The 21,469-nt window shown below is 69.1% G+C and carries 22 protein-coding genes and 2 tRNA genes; 14 read left to right on the top strand and 10 right to left on the bottom strand.

The features are described 5' to 3' along the window. Position 1: 1 nt before the first annotated feature. The 4 genes from MED01_RS17510 (at position 2) to MED01_RS17525 (ending at position 1,430) form a co-directional block, all read left to right on the top strand. The gene (locus MED01_RS17510; protein ID WP_238669644.1) at positions 2–916 is read left to right on the top strand and encodes a DUF3566 domain-containing protein; all 915 of its coding nucleotides are present in this window, start codon (positions 2–4) and stop codon (positions 914–916) included. A gap of 151 nt (positions 917–1,067) precedes the next feature. After that, positions 1,068–1,141, top strand: a tRNA-Ile gene (locus MED01_RS17515). Between the two features lie 42 nt (positions 1,142–1,183). Further along, a complete protein-coding gene (locus MED01_RS17520; protein ID WP_209444550.1) occupies positions 1,184–1,312 on the top strand; it encodes a DLW-39 family protein in 129 nt (42 codons plus the stop codon). A 42-nt stretch (positions 1,313–1,354) separates the two neighbouring features. Beyond that, positions 1,355–1,430, top strand: a tRNA-Ala gene (locus MED01_RS17525). 91 nt (positions 1,431–1,521) lie between these two features. On the opposite strand, the gene MED01_RS17530 is transcribed toward MED01_RS17525, so the two are convergent. Beyond that, complete coding sequence (locus MED01_RS17530) at positions 1,522–2,211, bottom strand: tyrosine-type recombinase/integrase (RefSeq protein ID WP_308193500.1); 690 nt, start codon at positions 2,209–2,211, stop codon at positions 1,522–1,524. Between the two features lie 324 nt (positions 2,212–2,535). Between MED01_RS17530 and MED01_RS17535 the strand changes: the two genes are divergently transcribed. Both MED01_RS17535 and MED01_RS17540 read left to right on the top strand, forming a co-directional pair. Beyond that, on the top strand, positions 2,536–2,931 hold the full coding sequence (locus MED01_RS17535; protein WP_238669645.1) for a hypothetical protein: 396 nt from the start codon (positions 2,536–2,538) through the stop codon (positions 2,929–2,931). Between the two features lie 677 nt (positions 2,932–3,608). Next, positions 3,609–4,403 carry a hypothetical protein gene (locus MED01_RS17540; protein ID WP_238669646.1) on the top strand — a complete coding sequence of 265 codons (795 nt, stop codon included), beginning with the start codon at positions 3,609–3,611 and terminating at the stop codon, positions 4,401–4,403. A gap of 341 nt (positions 4,404–4,744) precedes the next feature. Here MED01_RS17540 and MED01_RS17545 read toward each other — a convergent pair whose 3' ends face one another. The 6 genes from MED01_RS17545 to MED01_RS17570 all read right to left on the bottom strand — a co-directional run bounded on the left by MED01_RS17545 (position 4,745) and on the right by MED01_RS17570 (position 9,007). Continuing rightward, entirely contained in the window at positions 4,745–5,305 is a 561-nt protein-coding gene (locus tag MED01_RS17545; protein WP_238669647.1) for a tyrosine-type recombinase/integrase, read from the bottom strand. Between the two features lie 551 nt (positions 5,306–5,856). Further along, positions 5,857–6,327 carry a hypothetical protein gene (locus MED01_RS17550; protein ID WP_238669648.1) on the bottom strand — a complete coding sequence of 157 codons (471 nt, stop codon included), beginning with the start codon at positions 6,325–6,327 and terminating at the stop codon, positions 5,857–5,859. A gap of 30 nt (positions 6,328–6,357) precedes the next feature. After that, the gene (locus MED01_RS17555; protein WP_238669649.1) at positions 6,358–6,564 is read right to left on the bottom strand and encodes a tyrosine-type recombinase/integrase; all 207 of its coding nucleotides are present in this window, start codon (positions 6,562–6,564) and stop codon (positions 6,358–6,360) included. A 67-nt stretch (positions 6,565–6,631) separates the two neighbouring features. Next, positions 6,632–6,931, bottom strand: coding sequence for a hypothetical protein (locus tag MED01_RS17560; protein ID WP_238669650.1), 300 nt, complete (start codon positions 6,929–6,931; stop codon positions 6,632–6,634). A gap of 419 nt (positions 6,932–7,350) precedes the next feature. Then, positions 7,351–8,151, bottom strand: coding sequence for an MBL fold metallo-hydrolase (locus tag MED01_RS17565; RefSeq protein WP_238669651.1), 801 nt, complete (start codon positions 8,149–8,151; stop codon positions 7,351–7,353). Between the two features lie 97 nt (positions 8,152–8,248). Beyond that, positions 8,249–9,007, bottom strand: coding sequence for a TetR/AcrR family transcriptional regulator (locus MED01_RS17570; RefSeq protein ID WP_238669652.1), 759 nt, complete (start codon positions 9,005–9,007; stop codon positions 8,249–8,251). 109 nt (positions 9,008–9,116) lie between these two features. Between MED01_RS17570 and MED01_RS17575 the strand changes: the two genes are divergently transcribed. After that, positions 9,117–10,325, top strand: coding sequence for a DUF418 domain-containing protein (locus tag MED01_RS17575; protein WP_238669653.1), 1,209 nt, complete (start codon positions 9,117–9,119; stop codon positions 10,323–10,325). Between the two features lie 46 nt (positions 10,326–10,371). Then, entirely contained in the window at positions 10,372–10,698 is a 327-nt protein-coding gene (locus MED01_RS17580; RefSeq protein WP_238669654.1) for a zinc finger domain-containing protein, read from the top strand. Positions 10,699–10,884: 186 nt separating this feature from the next. On the opposite strand, the gene MED01_RS17585 is transcribed toward MED01_RS17580, so the two are convergent. Together MED01_RS17585 and MED01_RS17590 are read right to left on the bottom strand one after the other, a co-directional pair. Beyond that, positions 10,885–11,682, bottom strand: a complete 798-nt coding sequence (locus MED01_RS17585) for a hypothetical protein (RefSeq protein ID WP_238669655.1) — start codon at positions 11,680–11,682, stop codon at positions 10,885–10,887. A gap of 209 nt (positions 11,683–11,891) precedes the next feature. Beyond that, the gene (locus tag MED01_RS17590) at positions 11,892–16,358 is read right to left on the bottom strand and encodes a cation-translocating P-type ATPase (RefSeq protein ID WP_238669759.1); all 4,467 of its coding nucleotides are present in this window, start codon (positions 16,356–16,358) and stop codon (positions 11,892–11,894) included. A 218-nt stretch (positions 16,359–16,576) separates the two neighbouring features. On the opposite strand from MED01_RS17590, the gene MED01_RS17595 reads away from it, so the two are divergent. The 6 genes from MED01_RS17595 to MED01_RS17620 all read left to right on the top strand — a co-directional run bounded on the left by MED01_RS17595 (position 16,577) and on the right by MED01_RS17620 (position 20,744). Further along, positions 16,577–16,837 carry a hypothetical protein gene (locus MED01_RS17595; protein ID WP_238669656.1) on the top strand — a complete coding sequence of 87 codons (261 nt, stop codon included), beginning with the start codon at positions 16,577–16,579 and terminating at the stop codon, positions 16,835–16,837. 59 nt (positions 16,838–16,896) lie between these two features. Continuing rightward, complete coding sequence (locus MED01_RS17600) at positions 16,897–18,285, top strand: MFS transporter (protein ID WP_238669657.1); 1,389 nt, start codon at positions 16,897–16,899, stop codon at positions 18,283–18,285. Positions 18,286–18,336: 51 nt separating this feature from the next. Further along, positions 18,337–18,990 carry a GAP family protein gene (locus MED01_RS17605; protein ID WP_238669658.1) on the top strand — a complete coding sequence of 218 codons (654 nt, stop codon included), beginning with the start codon at positions 18,337–18,339 and terminating at the stop codon, positions 18,988–18,990. 95 nt (positions 18,991–19,085) lie between these two features. Further along, positions 19,086–19,868, top strand: coding sequence for an SDR family oxidoreductase (locus MED01_RS17610; protein WP_238669659.1), 783 nt, complete (start codon positions 19,086–19,088; stop codon positions 19,866–19,868). Positions 19,869–19,905: 37 nt separating this feature from the next. Further along, the gene (locus tag MED01_RS17615) at positions 19,906–20,100 is read left to right on the top strand and encodes a hypothetical protein (protein ID WP_238669660.1); all 195 of its coding nucleotides are present in this window, start codon (positions 19,906–19,908) and stop codon (positions 20,098–20,100) included. A gap of 95 nt (positions 20,101–20,195) precedes the next feature. Next, positions 20,196–20,744, top strand: coding sequence for a YbaK/EbsC family protein (locus MED01_RS17620; RefSeq protein ID WP_238669661.1), 549 nt, complete (start codon positions 20,196–20,198; stop codon positions 20,742–20,744). A 74-nt stretch (positions 20,745–20,818) separates the two neighbouring features. On the opposite strand, the gene MED01_RS17625 is transcribed toward MED01_RS17620, so the two are convergent. Then, a complete protein-coding gene (locus MED01_RS17625) occupies positions 20,819–21,460 on the bottom strand; it encodes a DsbA family oxidoreductase (protein WP_238669662.1) in 642 nt (213 codons plus the stop codon). Between the last annotated feature and the right edge of the window lie 9 nt (positions 21,461–21,469).

Below are 21,469 nucleotides of genomic sequence, written 5' to 3' on the forward strand. Positions count from 1 at the left end.
AATGACGGAGACACAGGCGAAGTCGGGGAACACGGGGACCTCGGCCAAACCGGTCGACGAGGAGGCCGCCAAGGGCGGCACACCAGCGACCGGCCGCGCGGCCGTGGGCCGGGCGACGGTCCCCGCCGACGCGCCTGCCCCGAAGTTCACCAGGGCTCCAGGCATGACACCCCCGCCGGAGCAGCCGGGCGAAGATGGCGAGTCCGGCGACAAGACCGAGGCGTCCAGCGCCGAGGCGCCGACGTCTGCCGCCGCCAGCCCTCCGGGTCCGGCGGCGGCACCCCCGGCACGTCCGGCGACCACCCAACCGATCGGTCTCCGGCCCGGTCAGGCGGCGTCAACCGGGTCCACCGGCACCCAGCCGCGGATCACACCCGGGATGACCCAGCCGCAGCCTGACGCGGCGCGGGCGACCGCCACTGCCGGCCGCCCGGCCAGCGGCGGTGGCCTCCCACCGGGGATCGGCAACGCGTCCGCCGTCGGCGCAGCCCGCGTCGGTGACGCGGTGCGTGCGGCGCGTACGTCGGTCAGCTCGGCCGCCTCCCGCGGGCCGCGTCGGGCCCGGCTGAACCTCAAGCGGATCGATCCGTGGTCCGTGATGAAGTTCGCATTCGCGGTGTCGGTGGTGCTCTTCATCGTCGTGGTGGTGGCCACCTCGGTGCTCTACCTGGCGCTGGACGCGATGGGCGTGTTCCAGAGCGTCAACGAGAGCCTGAGCGATCTGGTCAACGCCGGCGGTGGGCAGAGCACCAGCGGCTTCCAGATCACCGCCAAGGGCGTGATTCTCAGCTCGGCGCTGATCGGCCTGGTCAACGTGGTGCTGTTCACCGCGCTGGCCACCCTTGGCGCGTTCGTCTACAACGTCTGCGCCGACCTGGTCGGCGGGATCGAGCTGACCCTCGCCGAGCGGGACTGAGTGACCGGGACGCCGGGGCACCGCGGAAAGCGGTCGCTCCGGCGTCCCGTACTCGGGTAGGTTTTGCAGGCGACGACGGGCCTGGCTCGCAAGCTCGGACCCCGATTTGGGGCCGGCGGAGCGGATGGGTTAATCTTGCTCGTCGCAACGCGGGGCTATAGCTCAGTCGGTTAGAGCGCAGAGCTGATAACTCTGAGGTCGATGGTTCGATTCCATCTAGCCCCACCGCATGTCGTCCGACGGTAGTCGAGCGCGAGGGGTCGCCCCATGTTCAAGAAGCTGCTGATTCTGGCTGGCGTCGTCGGTGTGGCCGCCGTCGTGTTCAACAAGATCAAGGCGTCGAACGACGAGCGTGCCCTGTGGCACGAGGCGACGACCGCGCCCGACCTGCGCTGACGCTCGGCCCGGCGACGAGCGATCGTCGCCAGGGCCACCCACGGGGCCCTAGCTCAACTGGCAGAGCACTGCCTTTGCAAGGCAGGGGTTAGGGGTTCGAGTCCCCTGGGCTCCACCACACACAGCCTGTGAGCTGCACCGGAGCTAGGTTCGAGATCATCGGGCACAGATCCGGCACAGACCAGGAATGATCTTCCCTCGGTTGGCATCTACCGGCGGTGCGCCGCAGCCCGCAGGACATCACCGATGACACCGCGCCGCCGCTCCCGGCGAGGCCACCAGTGCACGTAGGTCTCCAAGGTGATCCGTAGCGTCTGGTGACGCAGGAGCCGTTGCACGTCCTGTGGCTCGGCGTGATTGGTGATCAGCGTTGTAGCGAAGAAGTGCCGCAGCGCGTGAAACCCTCCGTGCTTCTTGGGCCATCCCGCCTTGTCTCGCCACTTGACCCACTCGTTCGACCAGGTTCGGTCCGTGAACGGATTCCCGCGCGTGGCCGGGAACAACAGCGGCACCGAGCGGCGGACCGGGTCGCCGGAGGTGATGTCGACCATTTCGACCTCGACCGGTGGGAAGTCGCGGACATGAGTGTCGAGGGCTTCCCGTACGGCTTGGTCCAGGTCGAGGGTTCCTGACGAACCGGCTTTGGGCAGGCAGAGGTAGAAGCCGCCGTAGCCCTGTGGGGAGTACCGGAGCTGCTGAGTGACGTGCAGCTCCTGGGCGCTTACGTCGACGCTCTTACCGTGTTCCATTCCCAGCATCTCGCCGAAGCGGCAACCTTGGCCGGCACCGAGCCAGATCGCAGCCCGATACCGTGCGGGGACCGCGTCGAGGAGCGCCAACACCTCGTGTTCTGTGGGTACCCACTTCGGCACGCGGGACAGACCACGGAGAACCTTCACGAGCTTCTGCGGCAAGAGTCTGTGCCTTCTGAGCGACGCCCTGGACGTGAGCCCAGCGGCGAGGCAGGGTGCTCGCCAGGTTTTGGCGGGAGACCTCGTAGGCCCACGGAACCAGCGACATGGATAGACGATAACGCCGTTGCTAGCCCCTCAGCACTACCCATTCGTAGGGCTGACCCGCCGGACTGCCGGCCGGACTGCCGACGTGCCTAGTCTCACGAGATGCTTGACAAATCCGTCCCAACTGATGCACGACGGTTGACCTAGGTTCTATGGGCGGGCGGCGCGTGGTCGTTGGGCTCGGAGGGCACGGGAGGATGGGCGATGGACTATCGGGAGCTGTTCGACAAGCTCCACCGGAGGCCGGGCATGTTCGGGCTAGACGGCTCGTTTGGGCAGTTCACAGCGTTCTTGCAGGGCTGCTGGATGGCTGACGCTCGAGTCCTAGACGGGTGGCGCGAGTGGCTGGTCATCCAGTTCGACGCCGGCAACAACCTGATGTGGCAGGCACTCGTCAGACGGCTTGCTACTCCCGAGGAGTTTTCGCCGCTCCTGCCGCTCGATGACATTCAGAACCGTGCGGCGAGCGACGCCCTGTTCAGGCTGTTGGATCACTTCCTGGCGGAGCGCGAAAGCAGCGGAGGCGCTTCGGCGATCAAGGCCGCTCACCAGGCGTGGATGGAGCGCCGGAGCTGGTACCGGCCCGAGGGATCGGCGTAAACGAGGCGCAACGATCATGTCAAGCGTCTGGTGGGACGCGACTGTCAAATATGCGCCGTGACGGGACAGCCGGACTGCCGGCGGTGTTGTGCAAAGTTTCTGTACGTCTTCAAGGCGGCCCGAAGACGGGCCGCACGCGCCGCCGCCTGGGCGCGCGTCCGACGCTCCGCTGTCGCTCCACGCCGGCCACGCAGAACGCCCGGCGGCTGGCGCGGAGAGCGGGAAGCCCGGGGCCGCCCTAGACGGTAGCGGCGTGGGTGGTTGAGGTTCGTGGGCCGGCAGCCGGCCGGGCCGCGCCCGATCGGCGCGGCGCAGCACATGGGCACGCCGGGTCCGCGCGGCAGGTCGCGGCCGTCGGGGTCGGGGTTGGCGGCGCGAGTGTGCCGGGCCGCCCCTCCAAGCTCAAGGGCGCTATGCGTCGCAAGCGACGGCCCTGCGGGCCGCCCTTGACCTCGGAGCCTCTGCGACCCTCGGGCAGGAGTCGCGGGCAGGCCGATGGCCTGCCCTTAAATGGTGCGCGCCGCCAACCCCGCCCCCGACTCGTCGCCGGTCACCGGGCGTCAAGGTCCGCTTGACGTCTGCGGAGGACGGGTCTCCGTATCTCGTAGACACGTCGGGCATGCTGGGCCTATGTCGCGCCTAGAGGCATCTGTGATATCCGGCTGTAAGATCCGTTCATGGAGCCGGTCGAGTCCCTAAGGTCAATAGAGATCGCCTTGCGTCTGGTCATCAAGCAAGTTCTTGGGGAGGAGGATTGGCTTCAAGCCAGGGGTGCCCCAGATGCAGAGCGATTGACGGAGCGTCAGGTCGAGGAAGCCAAACGGCGTGACGGGGCTGTTGTCTCGGACGATTTGATCGACTATACAGAGGCATACCACCTTACGGGCATCGTTGAGAAGAACTGGGATCGATTCCAGTCCGTTTTCAAAGACAAGGCGCGAACCCTTGCCTACTTTGGTGTGCTGGAGGATGTGCGAAACAGTATTGCCCATAGCCGTGATCTAGTTCCGTTCGAACGCGATCTTTTATCCGGGATCGCGGGACAGTTCCGTAATCAAATATCCCTCTTCCGGGGCCAGCACACACCGTCGTCCGCTTACTATCCGCTAATAGAAAGCGTGGTCGATAGTTTCGGGCGCGAAGGTCTTACTGGGATGCCGTATTTTCAAGATGATGTGCCCCGCCTGGATGTGGGAGATGTTATTCGATTCTCCGGGAGGGCATTTGACGCGAAGAAGAAAGGCGTTATCTGGGAGATCAAGACTGGCTACATTCCATACGGGGAGAAAGTTCCTGTCTTCGCCTCAGGGGACACTGTGGAATTCGATTATGTGGTTACTGAAGATGACGTCAGTGAAAGCTTCGTACTAAGTGTGCGTATAAGAACCGACGGTCGCTTTCATCGAGAAAATCATGGCCATCCTTACGACGACGAGCGAAGCTTTCCATTCTCTGTGAATCCTCCCGATTGAGCGCTAGAAGTACGCGGGCGGGTTTGATTCAGCGCCACCGAAGCGAAAACCGCTCTAAATATTCGCGGGTTTCACTTGCTGATCTCTTGAGACTTCAAGTAGTACCCGACGTCAGGAGCGCCGGTAGCAAGCGCGTAAAGATCAAGTTCACGGGCTGGGGAGCAGTCACCCGAAGATCATCGGGCACAAGTTCGGCACATACGGCAGCGAGAAAGCGTGTGAAACGTCGAGAGTTGTCGAGGGATGTAGGCCAGGTCAACGCGCCGATACGTCCGTCTTGGTTGGCTTCTCCGTGACGTCTCGGGTTAGGGGTTCGAGTCCCCTGGGCTCCACCAGCACTTTCACCGGTTGATCTCGGTCCGAGTACAGCCAAGGCGGTCACACCGTCCCCTCCTCGCCCAGTACACGGTCGATGGCTGAGGCAAGCTCCGCGCGGCAGCCGGGCTGGACTGGCCGCATCTGCACGACCTGCGGCACGCCTTCGCCACGTTCCTCCTGGACCAGGGCGAGGAGCTGCGGACCGCGGGCTCGTCATGCTTGCTCAAAGCGCCGGTTGACGTTCCGCGGCTCCATAGCCGTGCCGATGGTGCTGGCGAAGACCAGGCCGAGATCCGACCACACCTCCCGGCCGTGAGCCGTTCCTTGGCTTGGCGCACGTGCTGTGCCTCCAACGCCCGGACGGCCAGAGCCGACAGCGGCAGCGGCAGCGGACGGGCCGACCGGTGCATCTTCGGTGGCACGAACGCCAACCCGTGATCCGTTCGCTGGAGCGTCTGCCGAACGAACAGCGCCCTGCCCGGCAGGTCGACATCCGACCACCGCAGGCCCAGCAGTTCAGCTCGCCGCAGCCCGGTCGCCAGCGCCAGGACGAACAGCGACTCCAACCGGTCGCCGGTCAGCACCGACAGCAGCGTCTTGGCTTCCTCGGGCGTCAGGGCACGTCGCTCGGTCCTGCAGAGGGTCGGCGGGCTGGCGGCGCAAGCGCCAGCATCGGCCGGCGCGCCGGCCGATAGTCGCAGACTGCGCCAGGACCCAAGACCGATTCCTCCGGCGGGGATCTTCGACAGAGATGGGCTTCAGGCAGAGGAGCGGTTCACCCTTCCCCGTGCGCTACGGTGCTCGCTGTGATCCGGCAAACCATGGCGGCCTCCGTAGATAAGCCGAGCGAGGTCGAGGCGGCTGAGGCTTGGCTGAACGCCAACCGAGACTCACTGGCCTACGCCGAAGAGGAAGGCGGCTGCGGCTGCTGCGTCCGGGCCTGGAACTTGGAGGGGCCTGCCGAGATATTGGCGACAATTCCCTACGAGGTCTCGGCTTCCTCCGACTGGGATACGCCCTAGCCGCTCCCTGGGACCAGACGGACGGGTATGCGGCGGGTCGAAGGTCGAGAGCGGGCCGGGCCGCGCCGCGACAGCAATGTGATCTGCTCTCACCACAGCATCACGAACGCGCTCTACTCCAGAGTCCCCCTTGAGACCAACCGGTCATCATGCTCGGGGAGGCCCCAGATCGCCGTCGCGTCGTTGTAACTCAGGTCGGTCTCCGCCCACAACGGCGTTGCGGACACGATGAACCAGTCATGGCTGCGGGAAAGCATGTAGAGGCTCCATCGCGGATCATGCTCCAGCTGGTGCAGCTCGCTCAGTCGGGCCCAGTCATCCTGCGGGGCGCGGCGTAGCGAGAGGCCACGCAACACGAACGGCATGCAGACGTACTGAACCGACTGGAACAGCACCTCCAGGCGGTTTTGGCCCGTCATCTGGGATCGGTCTGACTGGAGCCACACCTGCGTGTGCGTCCTCGCAACACGGGTGATCTGAAAGAGCCGATCTGGCGCTTCTAGCGATGAGGCGGTGTAAATGTCGGCCATCTTGGCACTCTCACCCGCCTCTCCCTCGGTGACGTTGATCGACTGTACAGCCATCCGTACACCCGATCGATGGCTGAGGCAGCCTTACGAGCCCGACGGCAAGACGTGGCCGTAGGTGTCGGCCGGCATCCGGATCGTGGAGTGCCCAAGCAGTTCCATCACTGTTCGCATTTTGCCCTGGTCGAGCAGGAACGTGGTGAAGGCGTGCCGCAGGTAGTGCAGGTGCAGCCAGTCCAGCCCGGCCGCAGCGCGGAGCTGCTCGAAGCGCCGGTTGACGTTTAGCGGTTCCATCGCGGTGCCGATGGTGCTGGCGAAGACCGGGCCCAGATCCGACCACACATCCGCGGCGGCGAGCCGGTCAGACGACCTGTAGATCGAGCCCGCTCTCGGGCCGTAGGAACGTCGCCGTGAACGTCATCGAACGTTCCGCTATGGCTGCTTCCACAGCAATCGTCTCCGTGCCGGCGAGGTGCACCTCAACCGGCGCGCTGCTCTGCCAGTCCAGATGAGCCCGTACCACATGCCGGCCGGGCGCTACGTCGACGCTCTGGACGGCTCCACGCTTCAGGCGTGCCACGACTTGCCCATCAATCTCGACCTTGATGCGGCGCAGAAGGCCACCAGCGTCCAAGGCGCGACGAACGGTGATCCTCGGCATGGTGGTTCCACCCCTTCACTCAGAACTTCAGTGTTCCTAGTGCCCGCTATTTCATGGTCTGTGTTCGGCTGTCCGGCACCAGCGGAGGCAGCGGAATCCTCTACGACACCTACTTCATCGGTAGCTGATCAGCCACTCGGCGTTGTGCGCGATTCAACGGGTCAGCAGAGCGCACTGCGGTGCCTGCCTTGGGTGGTGAATGCGTTGGCAGATCATCAGCGCGACACGGACAGCTGTCGGTATTCGCCGTCGGTTGACAGTCCAATCAAATGGCAGATAGAAGTAGTGCAAGGCGCCGAGGTGTCGGCGCCAGCGCTATGGCTCTGGGGTATGAATATGACTCTGAGGTATACCGCTCTTTGGCGTCTGCCCCCGGAGCCGCCGGAGCCGGGCCGGAGCACCCGGAGCCGACAGCGCGGTCAGGCCGGCGGAGTGAGCGGGACGGTCTCGCCACGGGCGATGGTGCGTACTTGCTGTGCCCAGCCACGACGGCGGACCTCGTCGACGAAGTGCGCCAGCGGGGAGCGGAAGACCGGGTAGTCGTCGTAGTGGATCGGCACGGTCAGCTGCGGACTGATCAGCTCCACCAGGTCCGCACCCTGGCGGGCGTCCATGGTGAGCAGGATCCCGGCGATCTTCGTGCCGCCAAGATGGATCAGCATCGCGTCGATGTCCGGGTAGCGTTCGGGGATGGCGGTGAGTTGTGGCCGGTTGAGGGTGTCGCCGGTGACGTAGAGCCGGAACTCCCGCCGCCCGGAGCGTTCCACGTCGATCATCGTGCCCATCACGTCGGGCATCAGCAGGTCCAGTGCGCCCGGGCCGTGCTGCCCGGGCATCGAGGTCAGCCGCACTGTCGTACCGTCGCGGTGCAGCTCTCGGGACGACCAGGTCGGCAGGCCCTGGGCGGCCTGGAAGCCCCAGCGGCGCAGCTTGCGTTCCGCCGCGGGGGTGGTGACGATGGGCAGCTCGCGGTCCAGTTCCCGACGGGCCACCCGGTCGAAGTGGTCACCGTGCAGGTGGGAGAGGACCACCGCGTCCAGTTCTGGGAGTTGGGCGATCCGCAGCGCCGGGTCCGTGCGTCGGCGCGACCACAACCCCTTGCCCAGGTACGCCCGCTGACCCCGATGCAGGAAGTTCGGGTCGGTCAACAGGGTGAAGCCGCCGATCCGCAGCACCGTCGTCGCGGTACCGATGAACGTCACCTGCGGTTGCTCCGCCATCGTGCCCACCTCCTGCGGCTCCGGTACCCCGGTGAGCCGCCGGCATGCGGTTCACCTCCCGGCGCCGCTGACGGGCCGACCAGAGCATGCGGGTGGGTCAGGGGTCGGAGCGCGCGATCCGGACGGCGATGCCGTCGAGGATCAACTCCAGCCCGAGCGAGAAGTCCGCGTCGGCGATCGCCTCGTCGGGGGTGTCGGACGGTGGTGCCTCGAACAGCGTCGAGGAGAACAGCCGGGCTGCCTCGGGGAAGCGGTCGGGGTTGACGAGTCGCGCCAGCGCCCGGCCGTAGTCGCGTTCGGCGTCGGCCTGGCCCTGGCCGTCGGCCCTGCCCTCGGCGAGTTCGCTGTACTGCCGTACCGACTGGACCACGTAGCCGCTGATCAGCGACATCGCACCGATCCGGTGCGCCCAGTCGAGGAGGGTGCCGGACATGACCGCCAGCGCGGCCTCCATCCAGGCGATCTGGTGCGGCCCGGAGGGTGGACCGGCGGCGGGCACGCGCGTCAGCCACGGCCGACGCTGGAACACCGCGCGCTGCGCGAAGGCCCAACGGCGTAGCCCTTCCCGCCAGTCGGGGGCGGCGATGTCCGGCGGTGGGCCCAGTGCGGCGTCGGCCATGAGAGTGAGCAGCTCGTCCTTGGAGCCGACGTGCCGGTAGAGCGACATGCTCGTGAAGCCGAGGCTCTTGGCGACCTTGGGAAGTGTCACCCCGTCGAGCCCGTCCCGGTCGGCGATCTTCACCGCGGCGGCGACGACCACGTTGACGTCGAGGGACGCGGGTCGTCCGAGACGCGCCGGCTCTGACATTCCCCACAGCCGGCGCAGCGGCGCCGGAACGAAATCGTCGCTGGTCATGGGCTCCCACGTTCGCCCCGGAAGGTTACGTCCACATCATGACAGACAGCATTAGTGTACGTCTGATACTTTCTCTCTGAAACTAAAGCCGAGTCACGGGGAGACGACCATGGGCATCGACACCGCACCGCAAACTTCGAGAGGGCCGGTGCTGCGCACCGAGCGTGCCCTCGCGCCGGACCTGGCCCGGGGAGCGATGCTGCTGATCATCGCGCTGGCCAACGTCGCCGGAGTCGTCTTCGCCGGCGAGCCGGGCCTCGACGCCACCCCGGAAGGCGTCGATCGCGGCCTCAACTTCCTGCTCTTCGAGCTCGTCCATGCCCGCGGCTATCCGGTCTTCGCCGTGATGTTCGGCTATGGCCTCGTCCAACTCGCCCGCCGCCAGGACGCCTCCGGTGCCACCCCGAAGCAGGTCCGCGCCGTGCTGTTGCGTCGTAACGTTTGGCTGGTCGTGTTCGGGTTCGCGCACGCCGCGTTGCTGTACTACGGCGACTTCCTCGGCGCGTACGGGATCGTCGGGATCGCGATGACCCTGTTGCTGCTGCGCCGCGGCGACAGGTTCCACCGCGTCGTGCTGGTGCTCTGGGCGCTGTCGGCGGTCGAGATGCTGGTCATCGGTGCGATGGTGGTGAGCGGCATCCTCGGGGGGTCGGGCGGAGCGGCACCGCTGCCGTCGGGCCACGTCGACTCTCTCGCCGCACCCGGTTACGTCGCGTCCATGCTGGATCGCATCGGCGAATGGCCGGTGCACACGCTGACCGTCCTGCCCTTCATCATGATTGCCTGGCTGGGCATGTGGGCCGCTCGTCGCCGCGTCCTCGAAGAGTTGCCCCGGCACCGGACCCTGCTCACGTGGACCGCCGTCCTCGGCCTCGGCGCCGCAGTTGCCGGTGGCCTTCCGGCTGCCCTGGTCAGTGCCGGATGGCTGCACGTCGACGAGTCGGCCGCCGGTCTGATGCTGCTGCTCCACGGGGTCAGCGGCATGTTCGCCGGACCGGGCTACGTGGCCGTCTTCGGCCTGATCGCCATGCGAGCCAGCCGATCCGGTCCCGTCGTCGGCGCTCTCTCAGCCCTGGGTCAGCGTTCCCTGTCGGGATACCTGTTCCAGTCCGTGGCCTGGCTCGTCCTCCTGGCGCCCTTCACGCTCGCCCTCGGCGACAGGTTCGGCAGCCCCACGGTGACCGGTCTGATCGTCGCGGTGGCCGTCTGGCTCACCACCGTCCTGATCGCCCGTCAGCTCGACAAGCGCCGGCAACCCGGTCCGGCCGAGATCGTCCTGCGTCGGCTGACCTACGGACCACGAACGGAAGCCCAGTGACGGTTTGATGATGGTTTGGGTCACTCGAGGACGGGGATCTTCGAATGTGCAGATCAATATCGACGAGCCGGATGCAACCGAACAGTTCTGGGTCGGGATGCGGGATGCGGCCGCCGCAGCGGCACGGCACCGGGACTACAGCCTGTACGAGGCGATCATCAAGATCGGCAAGTCGGCTCTGGCTCAGGGTGTCGAGCTGGTGCCATCTGGCGGCCTCTTCCTCTGGTGTCCGGTCTGTAGTGCCCAGAGCGGCCAACAATGCATCAACACGCCTCGTCACCCGTTGAACGAGAGCAGGCTCCACCCGGAGCGAACGGAATTGGCGGAGAAGGCGATGAGCGGGGAGGTTCCACTCCCCAAGCCCTTTGCCTGACGACCCGGGCGGCGGGTCTTTCCGCCGGACGGCTGGAGTGTGGTCCTGCGTGGAGCGTCATGACTCTGAGTTACGCATATGACTCTGAGGAATAACGCTCCACGCAGCATGCCGGCCGGCCCACAGTCACCGACCGCACGCCCACCGGCCCGCACCCTTCAGTGCCGGGTACCGCTCCGGTGACACTCAACAGCTCCAGTCACCCCAGCGCCAGACCTTCCACGTGGCCCTCGGGCGGCCGTGATATTCGCAGCCAGCACTGCCACTGCCTGCGCTGCCGGTGCCTTTGCCACCCGGCTCGTCCTTGTACGGCTGCTGGACGTAGCAGAGGCCGGTCTTGCCCGATCCGGGCTTCCCGTTCGGCGGCTCGCCGATAGCGTCAACGAGCGTGTTCGATGCGTAGCTGCGGGCCTCGCCGGCGTCATCCGGCCCCAACAGGGAGCTGTTCCACTCTTCCACGTAGTAATCTCGCGCCCGCCCGACCTTGTCATAGGCGTGCCACATATCGACGTTGACCGGGTTGTTGTTCGCGCCGTCCGGGGCAGCCAGCGCCGCCTCTTCGTAGCTGGCGTGCGGAAGCGACAAGAGCGCGTCAGCGATCGCCTGCCCGGGGTCGAACGCCTCCACCTCAGCCCAGATTGCGTCAGCCTGCGCCTCGCGCCCGGTGTTATCGAGCGCAACGCCGTTCTTGTATTGGTTCCTGCGTAGGCCGGTGATCTTGTCCCGCTTCGCGTCAAGCTGAAGGAAGACCTGGGCGTAGCTTGTGCACCACCTGGCCGGCGTCATTTTGTGCCCGGTCGGCAGGGCTAACGCCCTCGGTGGCGGCGACGGCTTGGCCCAGGGCGTCGCGGGAGGTGCCGACGTCCGCACTGGCGTGGGCGTCGGGGCAGGTGCAGCCTGCTCGGATTGGGAGAAGACCCGGCCGCAACAGAGAATGAGACCGAGTGCTGCGATACCGCCCACCCATGCCTTCGCCTTACTCAAGAAATCTCCTCGCGCTCTCTCCGGCCATGATCATCAGGCGGGCTGGAGGATGCTAGCGCAGACCAGCTGGTATCCGATCGTCCTTTCGTACCGAGCCGAGCGGCCCGGCAGAGAGACTCCGGATCAGCACTGTTGCGCCGAGCACGGTTCGGCCCGGGACCCGTTCCATCCGGAAGAGCGGTGACAGCTATGTGGTGACCGCCCGGTGCTCAGTCCTTGGAGGCGGTCGCGCCGTCGCTGCCCGCAGTGGTGGTGTGGGGGCGGGCCTGCGGCACGTGCTCCATCAGCTTCGTGAGCGCCCCGTTGGCGAAGGTCGCGCCGAGCGCCGACCCGGCCCCGATGGTCCAGCCCACCGGCCCGAGCGGGGTGCAGCCGAAGAACTGGCTCACCCCCGGGGTCTGCACCACCACTACCAGGACGCCCAGTGACGCCGCGGTGGACGCCAGCACGGTCGGGCTGGTGCCGCCGGCCAGGATGGTCTGCCCGAGTTGGGTGCCGACCAGGGAGACCAGGGCGACAGTGCCGGCCCGCTGCCGGCGTCCGGTGTAGCGGGCCAACGTCCAGCCTGCTGTCGCGCCCAGCGTGGTGGCTGCCGCCCGCAGCCCGATCTCCCTGGTGAGGCTCTCGCCGAGCGCAGTGTCCGGGCCCTCCCGCAGCAGCGCGTCGGTGCGGTCCGACGCGGGTGGCCGGACCGCGATGGCCAGCGCCGGCGCCAGGTCGGTGAGCAGGTTGACCAGCAGCAGTTGTCGTCCGGTGAGCGCGGAACGGCCGGTCGCCGCTGCGGTGAGCACACTGAACGCGATCTCGCCGAGGTTGCCGCCGACCAGGATGCTGAGCGCGTGCCGCACCGACGACCACATGGCCCGCCCTTCGATCAGGGTGGCAATGATGGTTTCCAGCCGGTCGTCGGTGACCACCAGGTCGGCTGCGGCGCGGGCAGCCGGGGTGCCCCGTTGACCGAGGGCGATGCCGACGTCGGCCAGCCGGATCGCCGGGGCGTCGTTGGCGCCGTCGCCGGTCATCGCCACGGTCCGCCCGCACTTCTGCAACGCCTGGATGATCCGCACCTTGTGGGCGGGGGTGCAGCGGGCCACCACGTCGGTGTTTGCCAACCGCTCGGCGAGCGCGTCGTCGTCCAGTTGGTCGAGTTCAGCGGCGGTGACCACCCGCTGCTCGTCGTGTTCACTGATGGTGGCGGCGATCGCCTCCGCGGTGGCCGGGTGATCACCGGTGATCATGATGGTGTGCACGCCGGCCTGCCGGATCCGGCGTACCGCCGGGGCTGCGCTCTCCCGGACACCGTCCGAGAGGGCCAGGAAACCCACGAACGTCAGCCCTCGAACGTCGGAATCGGTCACCTTCGGGTCGTTCACCGGGCACTCCGCGACGGCCAGGATCCGATTTCCCGCACCGGCCCGGTCGGCGAGCATCCGCTCCAGCTCCGCACGGCCGGCGTCGTCCAGTGGCTCCCGACGACCATCCACGCGTCGGGACGAACAGCGCGGCAGCACCGTCTCCGGAGCACCCTTGACGCTCAACAACAGGTGACCGTCGGTCTGTCCGATGCTCGCGTGGTAGCCGCGGGACGGCTCGAACGGCAGGCCCCCGGCAGCGTGCCAACCGGCGGCGCCGGTCTGCTCCACCACCCCGGCCTCACCCGCACCCCGCCGGACCGCCCGGTCGGTCTGCAACGCCAACTCCTCCGGATTCTTCGCGGCGGGGGTGGCCCGCAGCGCCGCGGCCAACGTCATCCGCAGTCGGTCGTCCAACCGGTCCAGCGGGGCGTACCGGTCACCGACGCTGTCGCCGACCCCGGCAAGCAGCAACTGGCCCTCGGTGAGGGTGCCGGTCTTGTCGAAGCAGAGCACGTCCACCCGGCCCAGCGCCTCGATCGTGCGCGGGTTGCGGACCAACGCGCCGTGCTCGGCCAGCCGCCGGGCCGCGGCCAGCTGTGCCGCGCTGACCAGAAACGGCAGCCCCTCCGGCACCGACGCCACGGCGAGGTTCGCGGCGGTCGCCGCCGTTTCGGCCAGGGGTACGCCTCGAAGCAGGCCGGCGCCGGCCACCGCCACAGCGGAACCGGCCGCCAACGGGATGGCGGCGCTGGTCAACGAGCCGAGCCGGGCCTCCACCCCACTGGCTGGTGGGTCCTGCTTGACCAGGGCGAGGCTGCGACCGGATTCGGTGTCCGACCCGGTCGCCACCACCACGGCGGTGCCGTGCCCGGCGGCGACTGTGGTGCCCTCGTACAACATGGAGTGCCGGTCGGCGAGTGCGGCAGCGACCACCGGTCGGTTGGACTTGGCGACCGGCAGCGACTCGCCGGTCAGCGACGACTCGTCGGCCTCCAGGCCCACCGCCTCGAGCACGCGGCAGTCCGCCGGCACCGAGTCACCGGGCTCAAGGGCGATGACGTCCCCGAGGACCAGGTCTTCGGCGGCGAGAACCTGCTCGGCACCGTCCCGGCGGACCCGTGCGGTCACCGCCGAACGGGACAGGAGTTCGGCCAGCGACCGCTCGGTGTTGCGCTCGTGCACCGCCCCGATCAGGGCGGACCCACCGACGACGCTGCCCACCAGCGCGGCATCGACAAGCGAACCGAATGACGCGGAGAGCACCGCCCCGGCGGCCAGCACCGGGGTGAGCGGGTTGGACAACTCGTCCACGAAGGCACGCAGCAGCCCCCCGCTCCCCGGTGCGGCATTGCCGTTCCCGCCAGCGCCCTGGTGCCGGCGCTGCGCCTCCGCGCTGGTCAGACCGTCCGGCGTGGAGCGCACGTGGTCGAGCACGGTGCCGACGGGCATCAGGTGCCAGGCGGTCGTGACCGGTGCCGGGGTGTCCGACCGGTCGTGCAACCGGCGGGCCTGCCAGACCCCGTTGGCGAAGGCCAACCCCGCCGCGCCGTTCACCGCGACGAGCGAGCGGCCGGGCAGCTCGGTCGGCGGGGCCGTGAACGCGCCCAGCGCCCCGAGGCCGGTGCCGGCCATGGCCAGCCGGATGTTCTGCTGGGCCGTACGCCGAGCCACCCCGGTCGCCTCGATCACCAGCGCCACCACCCGTAGGTCGGCGCCGACCAGCAGGTGCGCACCCCACGGCGGCAGTTCCTCCGGCGCGGCGAACCCGAGGCCGCAGTCGGACGCGCCGAGCGCCTTCCGGTCCGCGGAAACCAGCATCACCACCGCCCCGTCGCGCTGCAACGCGCGTACCGACTCGGCCAGCCGGTCCCCGCCGGGCAGTATCGCGTCGGCGAAGCCGTACCGCTGCTCGTCACCGCCGGCGACGACCAGCCGCAGGCCGGCCCGCCGCGCGGCGGCCGGCAGCCCGTCGACGCCGGGTGCGGGTTCCGGCTCGACCCGCAACACTGCCGCAAGTCGGTCACCATGGGCGAGGCCGAGCAGATGACCGCCGGCCGAGCGCAGCCGGGCCGCGTCCGGAATGGCGTCCGGGTCGTTCGCGGGCATCTGGTCCAACGGTCCGAGCCGCCAGCCGTCGGACGCACGGGAGGCGGCCGGGTCGTCCGGGTCGAACAAAGCGAAGGCTCGCTCGACCACCTGGTCGACGTCCGTGTCCGGTGCGGGCGCCAGATCGGCAAGTACGCCCCGGTCCGAGCCGAGCACCGCAGCGTCCAGCACGAGCGTGTCGACCCGGTCCAACTCCCGCAGCACACTGCGGTCCATCGCGATCACCCCGCGCCGCGCCAGCATCCGGCCGAGCTGGGCGCCGTACCCTTCGCGTCCGCTGCCGGGTGCCTTCGGCAGCGCGGACAGGCCCAGCGCGGCGGCCCGCTTGCGCCCGGCGAAGGGCACCGCCGCAACGCCGGCCGCCGTACCGGCGGCGAGCGCCCGGTTGATGTACCGCTCGACCGGGCCGTGCGGCTTGGGGCGGGGACGGTCGGCGATCGGCCACCGGGCGACGGCACGCTCGGGGTCGCCGGTCAACCGCGGTTCGGCGCTCACCCAGGCGGAGAACTGGGCCCGGTCCTCGCCCCACTCCACGAGCCGTTGGGCGCCGTCGAGGACGATGCCCGTCCAGCGGCCGGTCAGGCCCTGCACCACGGCTTCGGCCAGCGGAAAGAGAACCTCCGCGCGCGGGTCGGAGCGCAACGTCCTGCCAAGGAACGCGTGCAGCTTCGGCTGAAGATCCACCGCGGCGAGCAGACCGGCCACCTCACCGGGCAACGGCGCGAACGGCAGGATCCGGGTGGCCGCCCAGAGGGTCAGACCCAGCGCGTCCGAGGCGAGCGCGCCGAGGGTGCGCGGGTTGTGTGGGCCCTCCTCGGGCGGGTGCGGGGGCGGGATCTCCGGGTCGGGCTCGTGGTCGCAGGTCCGCTCGACGCGGCCGATGGTGGCGATGAGGTCATCGAGATCTGGTTCGGGGGCCCGCACGGCCACCACCACCCGCCCGGATGGAGCGTTCACCCGGGCCCAGGCCACTCCGGGCATCCGCTCCAGCGCGCCCTCCACCTGGCGGGCGAGCTGGTCGCCGCCCTCCTGGCAGACACCGTGCACCTCGATGTGGTGCCGGCCCGGCCGGGACCAGACCCGACGCCGGGTGAGCCCGACCGTCCGGGCCAGCCGGACCGCGGCCGAGCTGACCGACCGGGACGCCTCGCCGACCAGGTGCGGCACGCCGAAGGACGGCAGGATGCGGCCGGCAGCGCGACCCGCCGCCGTCATCGAGGCGTACGGCTGGACGGGCGCCGGCCCGGCTCCCTGTTGCCGCTCGTCCTGACCTTGGCCATGTCGTCCTCCCACCGCACTCACGTCCGGCGGCCTGGCTTCCCGACCTGCCATCCGTTATGCCCCCTGGGTGGCGGAATTTTCCGCCGTCGCTGGCGCATGGACGGGATGGGCCGTGGAACCCGACCATCATCACCGGACATGGGGAGGCCGGCATGAGCACGCTGACGCGACATCTCAACGGTGCGCGGGAGAACGTCAACATGTACAACCGGCGGGTGCATCTGCCGATGCTGGGTGAGATGGCGGTGCCGCCACCGGACAAGGTCATCTACTACGCCGGGCTCGGGGCGCTCGCCGCGCTACAGGTCATGGAGTGGCCGATCGCTGTGGTGATCACCGCTGGCCACCTGCTGGCAGACCAGCATTTTTCCGGGCTGGCGCGCGGAGTCGGGGAGGTGCTGCAGGACGCCTGACGAGAGCCGGATCACCCGACTGTTGACATGAATCTGGGTTCAGGTCGCATGCTCGGTCGATGCCGAGCGCCGCCGTCACCGATGCACCCGCCGTACCCGGACTCTTCGCCCCCCGGCTGCGCGCGATGACGGTGGGCAGCGTCGCGCTGATCTCACTCCTCGCGTTCGAGGCGTTGGCGGTCGGCACGGCGATGCCGACCGTCGCGCGCAGCCTGGACGGGCTGGCGCTCTACGGGATCGCCTTCGGTGGCCCGTTCGCCAGCGGTGTGCTGGCCATGGTGGTCTCTGGGATCTGGTGCGACGCGCGGGGTCCTCGGGGGCCGATGTGGCACGGCGTCGCCTGGTTCGTGGTCGGGTTGCTGATCGCCGGGACCGCGCCCGTGATGAGCGCGCTGGTCGTCGGGCGGGTCGTGCAGGGTTTCGGCTCCGGGCTGCTATCGGTGGCGCTCTACGTGATCGTCGGGCACGCGTACCCGCAGGAGCTGCACCGGCGGATCTTCGCGGCGTTCGCGGCGGCGTGGGTCGTGCCGTCGCTGGTCGGGCCGGCGGTTGCCGGCCTGATCGTGCAGCACCTGGGCTGGCGGTGGGTCTTCCTGGCGGTGCCGGCCGTGGCGGTGCCGGCGGGGCTGCTGATCCACCCCGGCCTGCTGTCGCTGGGCCGGAGTGCGGCGACGAGCCCGCCGACGGGTGCGGCGGCACGGATCGGTTGGGCGTGCGGGGCCGCTGTGAGTGCCGCACTGCTGCACATCGGGGGACAGCAGCGCGGCGCCACGGCCCTGGTGCTTGTCGCGTTCGCCGTGGCCGGCCTGTTGATCTGTGCCCCGCGCCTGCTGCCGGCCGGGTTCCTTCGGGCCGCACGAGGGTTGCCCACGGTCGTGGGCCTGCGTGGCCTGGCGTCGGCGGCCTTCGTCGGCAGCGAGGTGGTCATCCCGTTGATGCTCTCCCGGGAACGGGGCCTGTCGCCGACCGCGGCCGGGTTGGTCCTCACCGTCGGCGCGCTGGCCTGGTCGGCGGGTTCCTGGTTGCAGGGCCGGATTCCGGTGCCGGCGTCGCGGGCCAGCCTGCCGCGCGCCGGGTTGACCTGCATCACCGTCGGCACCGCCACTGTGGCGCTGGCCGTCCGGCCCGAGGTGCCGGTGGCCGTCGCCGTGGCTGGTTGGGCGATCGCCGGCCTGGGCATGGGGTTGCTCTATCCGCCGTTGTCGGTGCTCACATTGGAGTTGTCCGCGCCGGGTGAGCAGGGCCGCAACAGCTCGTCACTGCAACTGAGCGACTCCCTCTTCGCGGCGACAGTGCTCGCGCTGACCGGGGCCGTGTTGGCGGCAGGAAACGCGCCGGGCCCGGCCAGCTACACGACGACGCTCGTGGTGACCGCGGGGTTGGCGCTGCTCGGGGCGCTGCTGGCCGGCCGGGTGGTGGTGGGCGGGGGTGTGCGACAGACCGGGTGATCAGCGGATTCCGCCGCGTCCCACCTGCTCGTGCCGGAAGGATGGCGGGCGATGAACCTCCTGACCATTCTGCCGCTCGCCGTGGTCATGGTCGCCGGGACGCAGTTGGTGGTGGCGGTCTTCCTGGCCTCGTCGGATCGGCCCCGGGCGGCGTCGCTGGGCTTCCTCACCGGCGCGGGGCTGGTGGTCGCCGCCGGGGTGACGGTGGCCTGGTTGTTGACCAAGCTGGTGGGTGGGGTGGCCGCCGACGCCAGCGCCGTCGCCGGGAAGGTCGATCGCGGCCCCGCCATCGACCTGGTGGTGCTGGCCCTGCTGGTGTGCCTGGCCGTGCTGATCTGGATCCGCCGGGGCCGCTCCGGACCACCGCGCTGGCTGGGGAGCATCGAGCATGCCGGTCCGCCGCAGACGCTGCGGCTGGGTGCGCTGCTCTTCGTGGCGACGCCGACCGACGACCTGACCATGGCCACCGTCGGGGCGAGCGTGGCCCGACATGATCTGCCGTGGTGGCACCTGGTGCCGTTCGTGCTGCTCACCGTGCTCCTGCTCGCGTTGCCTCTGCTCGCGTTGCTGCTGCTGGGGAACAGGGCCTCGCGGGTGCTGACCCGGATGCGGGAGTGGGCACAGGGGCACGCCTGGATCGTCAACGAGATCGTGATCGCGTTCTTCGCGCTGCTCACAGTGCTGGACCTGATCCGATCGGGGTGAGTGGCCGCTCGCCGTCACGGGTTGTCGCGTTGTTTCGTCAACGCCAGGTCGGCCGAGTCGGTGGACTGTGGTTCGTGACGAGTGGGGAGGACGAAATGAAGGTTCTGGTCACCGGGGCGTCCGGCAATCTGGGCAGTTCGGTGCTGAGCCGGTTGCGCGACGACGGGATCAGCGTCCGGGCCACCAGCCGCCGGCCGTCCGCCGACTCGGACGTGGAGTGGGTGGTGACCGACCTGGCCACCGGGGATGGGCTGACCGAGGCGGTGACCGGGGTGGACGCCGTGCTGCACCTGGCGTCCGCGCCTCGGGGTCGGCAGACCTACCAGGTGGACGTGTTGGGCACCCGCCGACTGGTGGTGGCCGCCGGGACGGCCGGTGTGCGGCACATCGTCTACATCTCGATCGTCGGGGTTGATCGGGTGCCGTTCCCGTACTACCGCCACAAGCTCGCCGCCGAGCAGGTGATCGCGGCCGGTCCGGTGCCGTGGTCGGTGCTGCGGGCCACCCAGTTTCCCCAGTTCCTGGACGACATGCTGACCGCCAGCGCGCGGCTGGGCCCGGTGATCGGGGACCGGGCGGTGCTCGCCCAACCGGTCCACCCGGACGAGGTGGCGGCGCGGCTGGCGGCTCGACTGGTCGCCGGCCCGTTGGGCGGCATCGAGGACCTGGGCGGGCCGCAGGTGCTCCGCTTCGACGAGGCCGCCAGGGCGTGGCGAGCGGCCCGAGGCTCGCGTCGACCGTTGCTGCCGGTGCGGATTCCCGGCCGACTCGGTAGCGAGCTGCGGGCCGGTGGTCTGACCACCGAGGCGCTGCCCCGGGGTGTGCGTACCTGGGCCGAGCACCTGGCCGACACGTACGGGGGAACCAGCCGGAAATGAGAGCAACACCGGTTCACGTTCGCCTTACCGTGACGCCATGTTCGCTGTCGTCACCACTGTGATCCTCTACGTCTTCGGCTTCGTCTTCCTCTACGGCGTGATCCGGCTGGGTGTCCGGCACGCGTTCGAGGATCTGGAGCTGCAACGGGCCAAGGCCCAGCGCGAGGAGGAGTTGGCGGCTGCCCGCGACAGCTCCTTCATGCGCGACAACGCCTTCCTCGCGGGCAGTTGAGCGCCGGGTCGATCCGGCCCGGGCCGGTCGCGTCGCCGGGGGGCCGGGGAGCCGCTGGGCGGTTCAGTGTCGCGGATGCGAGGATCGCACCCGTGATGGGAACGCTGAAGACCGAACCGGCCCGCGCCCGCCTGGATCTGCTCGCCCCGCCGGTTGCGGAGGCCATCGCGCAGTGGCCGGTCGACGCGCCGGTGGACGTCAACGACGTGCTGGTCGCGCCGATCGACGCCGATCTCGCCGACACCGCGGCGTTCTGCGCGGCGTACGAGGTGGGGCTGGACGTGTCGGCCAACTGTGTCGTGGTGGCCGGCAAGCGCGAGGGCGTGGTGCGTTACGCGGCCTGCATCATCCTGGCCACCACGCGGGCGGACGTGAACGGGGTGGCTCGCCGGGCGCTGGACGTCCGCAAGGCGAGCTTCGCCCCGATGGACGACGCTGTCGAGTTGACCGGCATGGAGTACGGCGGCATCACCCCGATCGGGCTGCCGGCGCAGTGGCCGATCCTGGTGGACGCGCGGGTCATCGCCACACCGCACGTGATCGTCGGGTCCGGCGTACGGCACAGCAAGATCGCGCTGCCGGGGCCGGCGTTGGGCGCGCTGCCCGGAGCCCAGGTGGTGGAAGGGCTGGCCAGGCCGGTCTGACCAGGCATCGGCATCGATGTTGTTGCACGTGAAACATCGTGATCATCGATGCCGGACGCCCGGTCGCCGGTGACTCAGTGTGAGTGCGCTGCGGACTCGCGCTGCTCGACCTCGGCGAACGCGGCGAGCAACGTCTGCACCTCCTGCGCACCGGAGACCGCGTACTTTCCGGCCAACACGAAGGTCGGCACGCTGGTGATGCCCAGATCCCGGGCGGCGGCCAGCCCGGCGGCGACGTCGGCGACGCGCTCGTCGGAGTCGAGGAACCGGCGCGCGTCGGCCGCGTCGAGGCCGATCTCGCCGGCCACTGTGGCCAGCGCCTCCCGCGAGCCGACGTCGACCCCGTGGTTGAAGTGCGCCTGGTAGAGCGCCTCCACCATCTCGGCCGCCCTGCCCTGATCGGTCGCCCAGGCGACCAACCGGTGCGCCTCGAAGGTGTTGGCGATCACCGCACGGTCGTAGTCGAGCCGCAGCCCGTCGGCCGCCGCGACCTGGGTCACGTGGTCGACCATCTGCCGGGCACGCTCCGGGCCGCCGAACTTGCCGGCCAGCGCCTCCACCAGCGGGAGCGGCTCGGACACCGGTGACGGGTCGAGCTGGAACGGTCGGTAACGGACCGTCACCTCGCCCTCGTAACGGGCGAGGGCCTCATCCAGGCGGCGCTTGCCGATGTAGCACCACGGGCAGATGACGTCCGCGTAGATCTCGATCTCCATGATCGGTGG

Source organism: Micromonospora alfalfae, assembly GCF_022230925.1.
In the GTDB taxonomy this organism is placed as follows: Bacteria; Actinomycetota; Actinomycetes; order Mycobacteriales; family Micromonosporaceae; genus Micromonospora; species Micromonospora alfalfae.

Coding starts and splice junctions, on each gene's coding strand:
- MED01_RS17600 (WP_238669657.1), top strand. CDS start 16,897: ATGCCGAGCGCCGCCGTCACCGATGCACCCGCCGTACCCGGACTCTTC.
- MED01_RS17595 (WP_238669656.1), top strand. CDS start 16,577: ATGAGCACGCTGACGCGACATCTCAACGGTGCGCGGGAGAACGTCAAC.
- MED01_RS17540 (WP_238669646.1), top strand. CDS start 3,609: ATGGAGCCGGTCGAGTCCCTAAGGTCAATAGAGATCGCCTTGCGTCTG.
- MED01_RS17555 (WP_238669649.1), bottom strand. CDS start 6,564: ATGGAACCGCTAAACGTCAACCGGCGCTTCGAGCAGCTCCGCGCTGCG.
- MED01_RS17520 (WP_209444550.1), top strand. CDS start 1,184: ATGTTCAAGAAGCTGCTGATTCTGGCTGGCGTCGTCGGTGTGGCCGCC.
- MED01_RS17625 (WP_238669662.1), bottom strand. CDS start 21,460: ATGGAGATCGAGATCTACGCGGACGTCATCTGCCCGTGGTGCTACATC.
- MED01_RS17590 (WP_238669759.1), bottom strand. CDS start 16,358: ATGACGGCGGCGGGTCGCGCTGCCGGCCGCATCCTGCCGTCCTTCGGC.
- MED01_RS17560 (WP_238669650.1), bottom strand. CDS start 6,931: ATGCCGAGGATCACCGTTCGTCGCGCCTTGGACGCTGGTGGCCTTCTG.
- MED01_RS17605 (WP_238669658.1), top strand. CDS start 18,337: ATGAACCTCCTGACCATTCTGCCGCTCGCCGTGGTCATGGTCGCCGGG.
- MED01_RS17620 (WP_238669661.1), top strand. CDS start 20,196: ATGGGAACGCTGAAGACCGAACCGGCCCGCGCCCGCCTGGATCTGCTC.
- MED01_RS17535 (WP_238669645.1), top strand. CDS start 2,536: ATGGACTATCGGGAGCTGTTCGACAAGCTCCACCGGAGGCCGGGCATG.
- MED01_RS17565 (WP_238669651.1), bottom strand. CDS start 8,151: ATGGCGGAGCAACCGCAGGTGACGTTCATCGGTACCGCGACGACGGTG.
- MED01_RS17510 (WP_238669644.1), top strand. CDS start 2: ATGACGGAGACACAGGCGAAGTCGGGGAACACGGGGACCTCGGCCAAA.
- MED01_RS17550 (WP_238669648.1), bottom strand. CDS start 6,327: ATGGCTGTACAGTCGATCAACGTCACCGAGGGAGAGGCGGGTGAGAGT.
- MED01_RS17575 (WP_238669653.1), top strand. CDS start 9,117: ATGGGCATCGACACCGCACCGCAAACTTCGAGAGGGCCGGTGCTGCGC.
- MED01_RS17570 (WP_238669652.1), bottom strand. CDS start 9,007: ATGACCAGCGACGATTTCGTTCCGGCGCCGCTGCGCCGGCTGTGGGGA.
- MED01_RS17610 (WP_238669659.1), top strand. CDS start 19,086: ATGAAGGTTCTGGTCACCGGGGCGTCCGGCAATCTGGGCAGTTCGGTG.
- MED01_RS17615 (WP_238669660.1), top strand. CDS start 19,906: ATGTTCGCTGTCGTCACCACTGTGATCCTCTACGTCTTCGGCTTCGTC.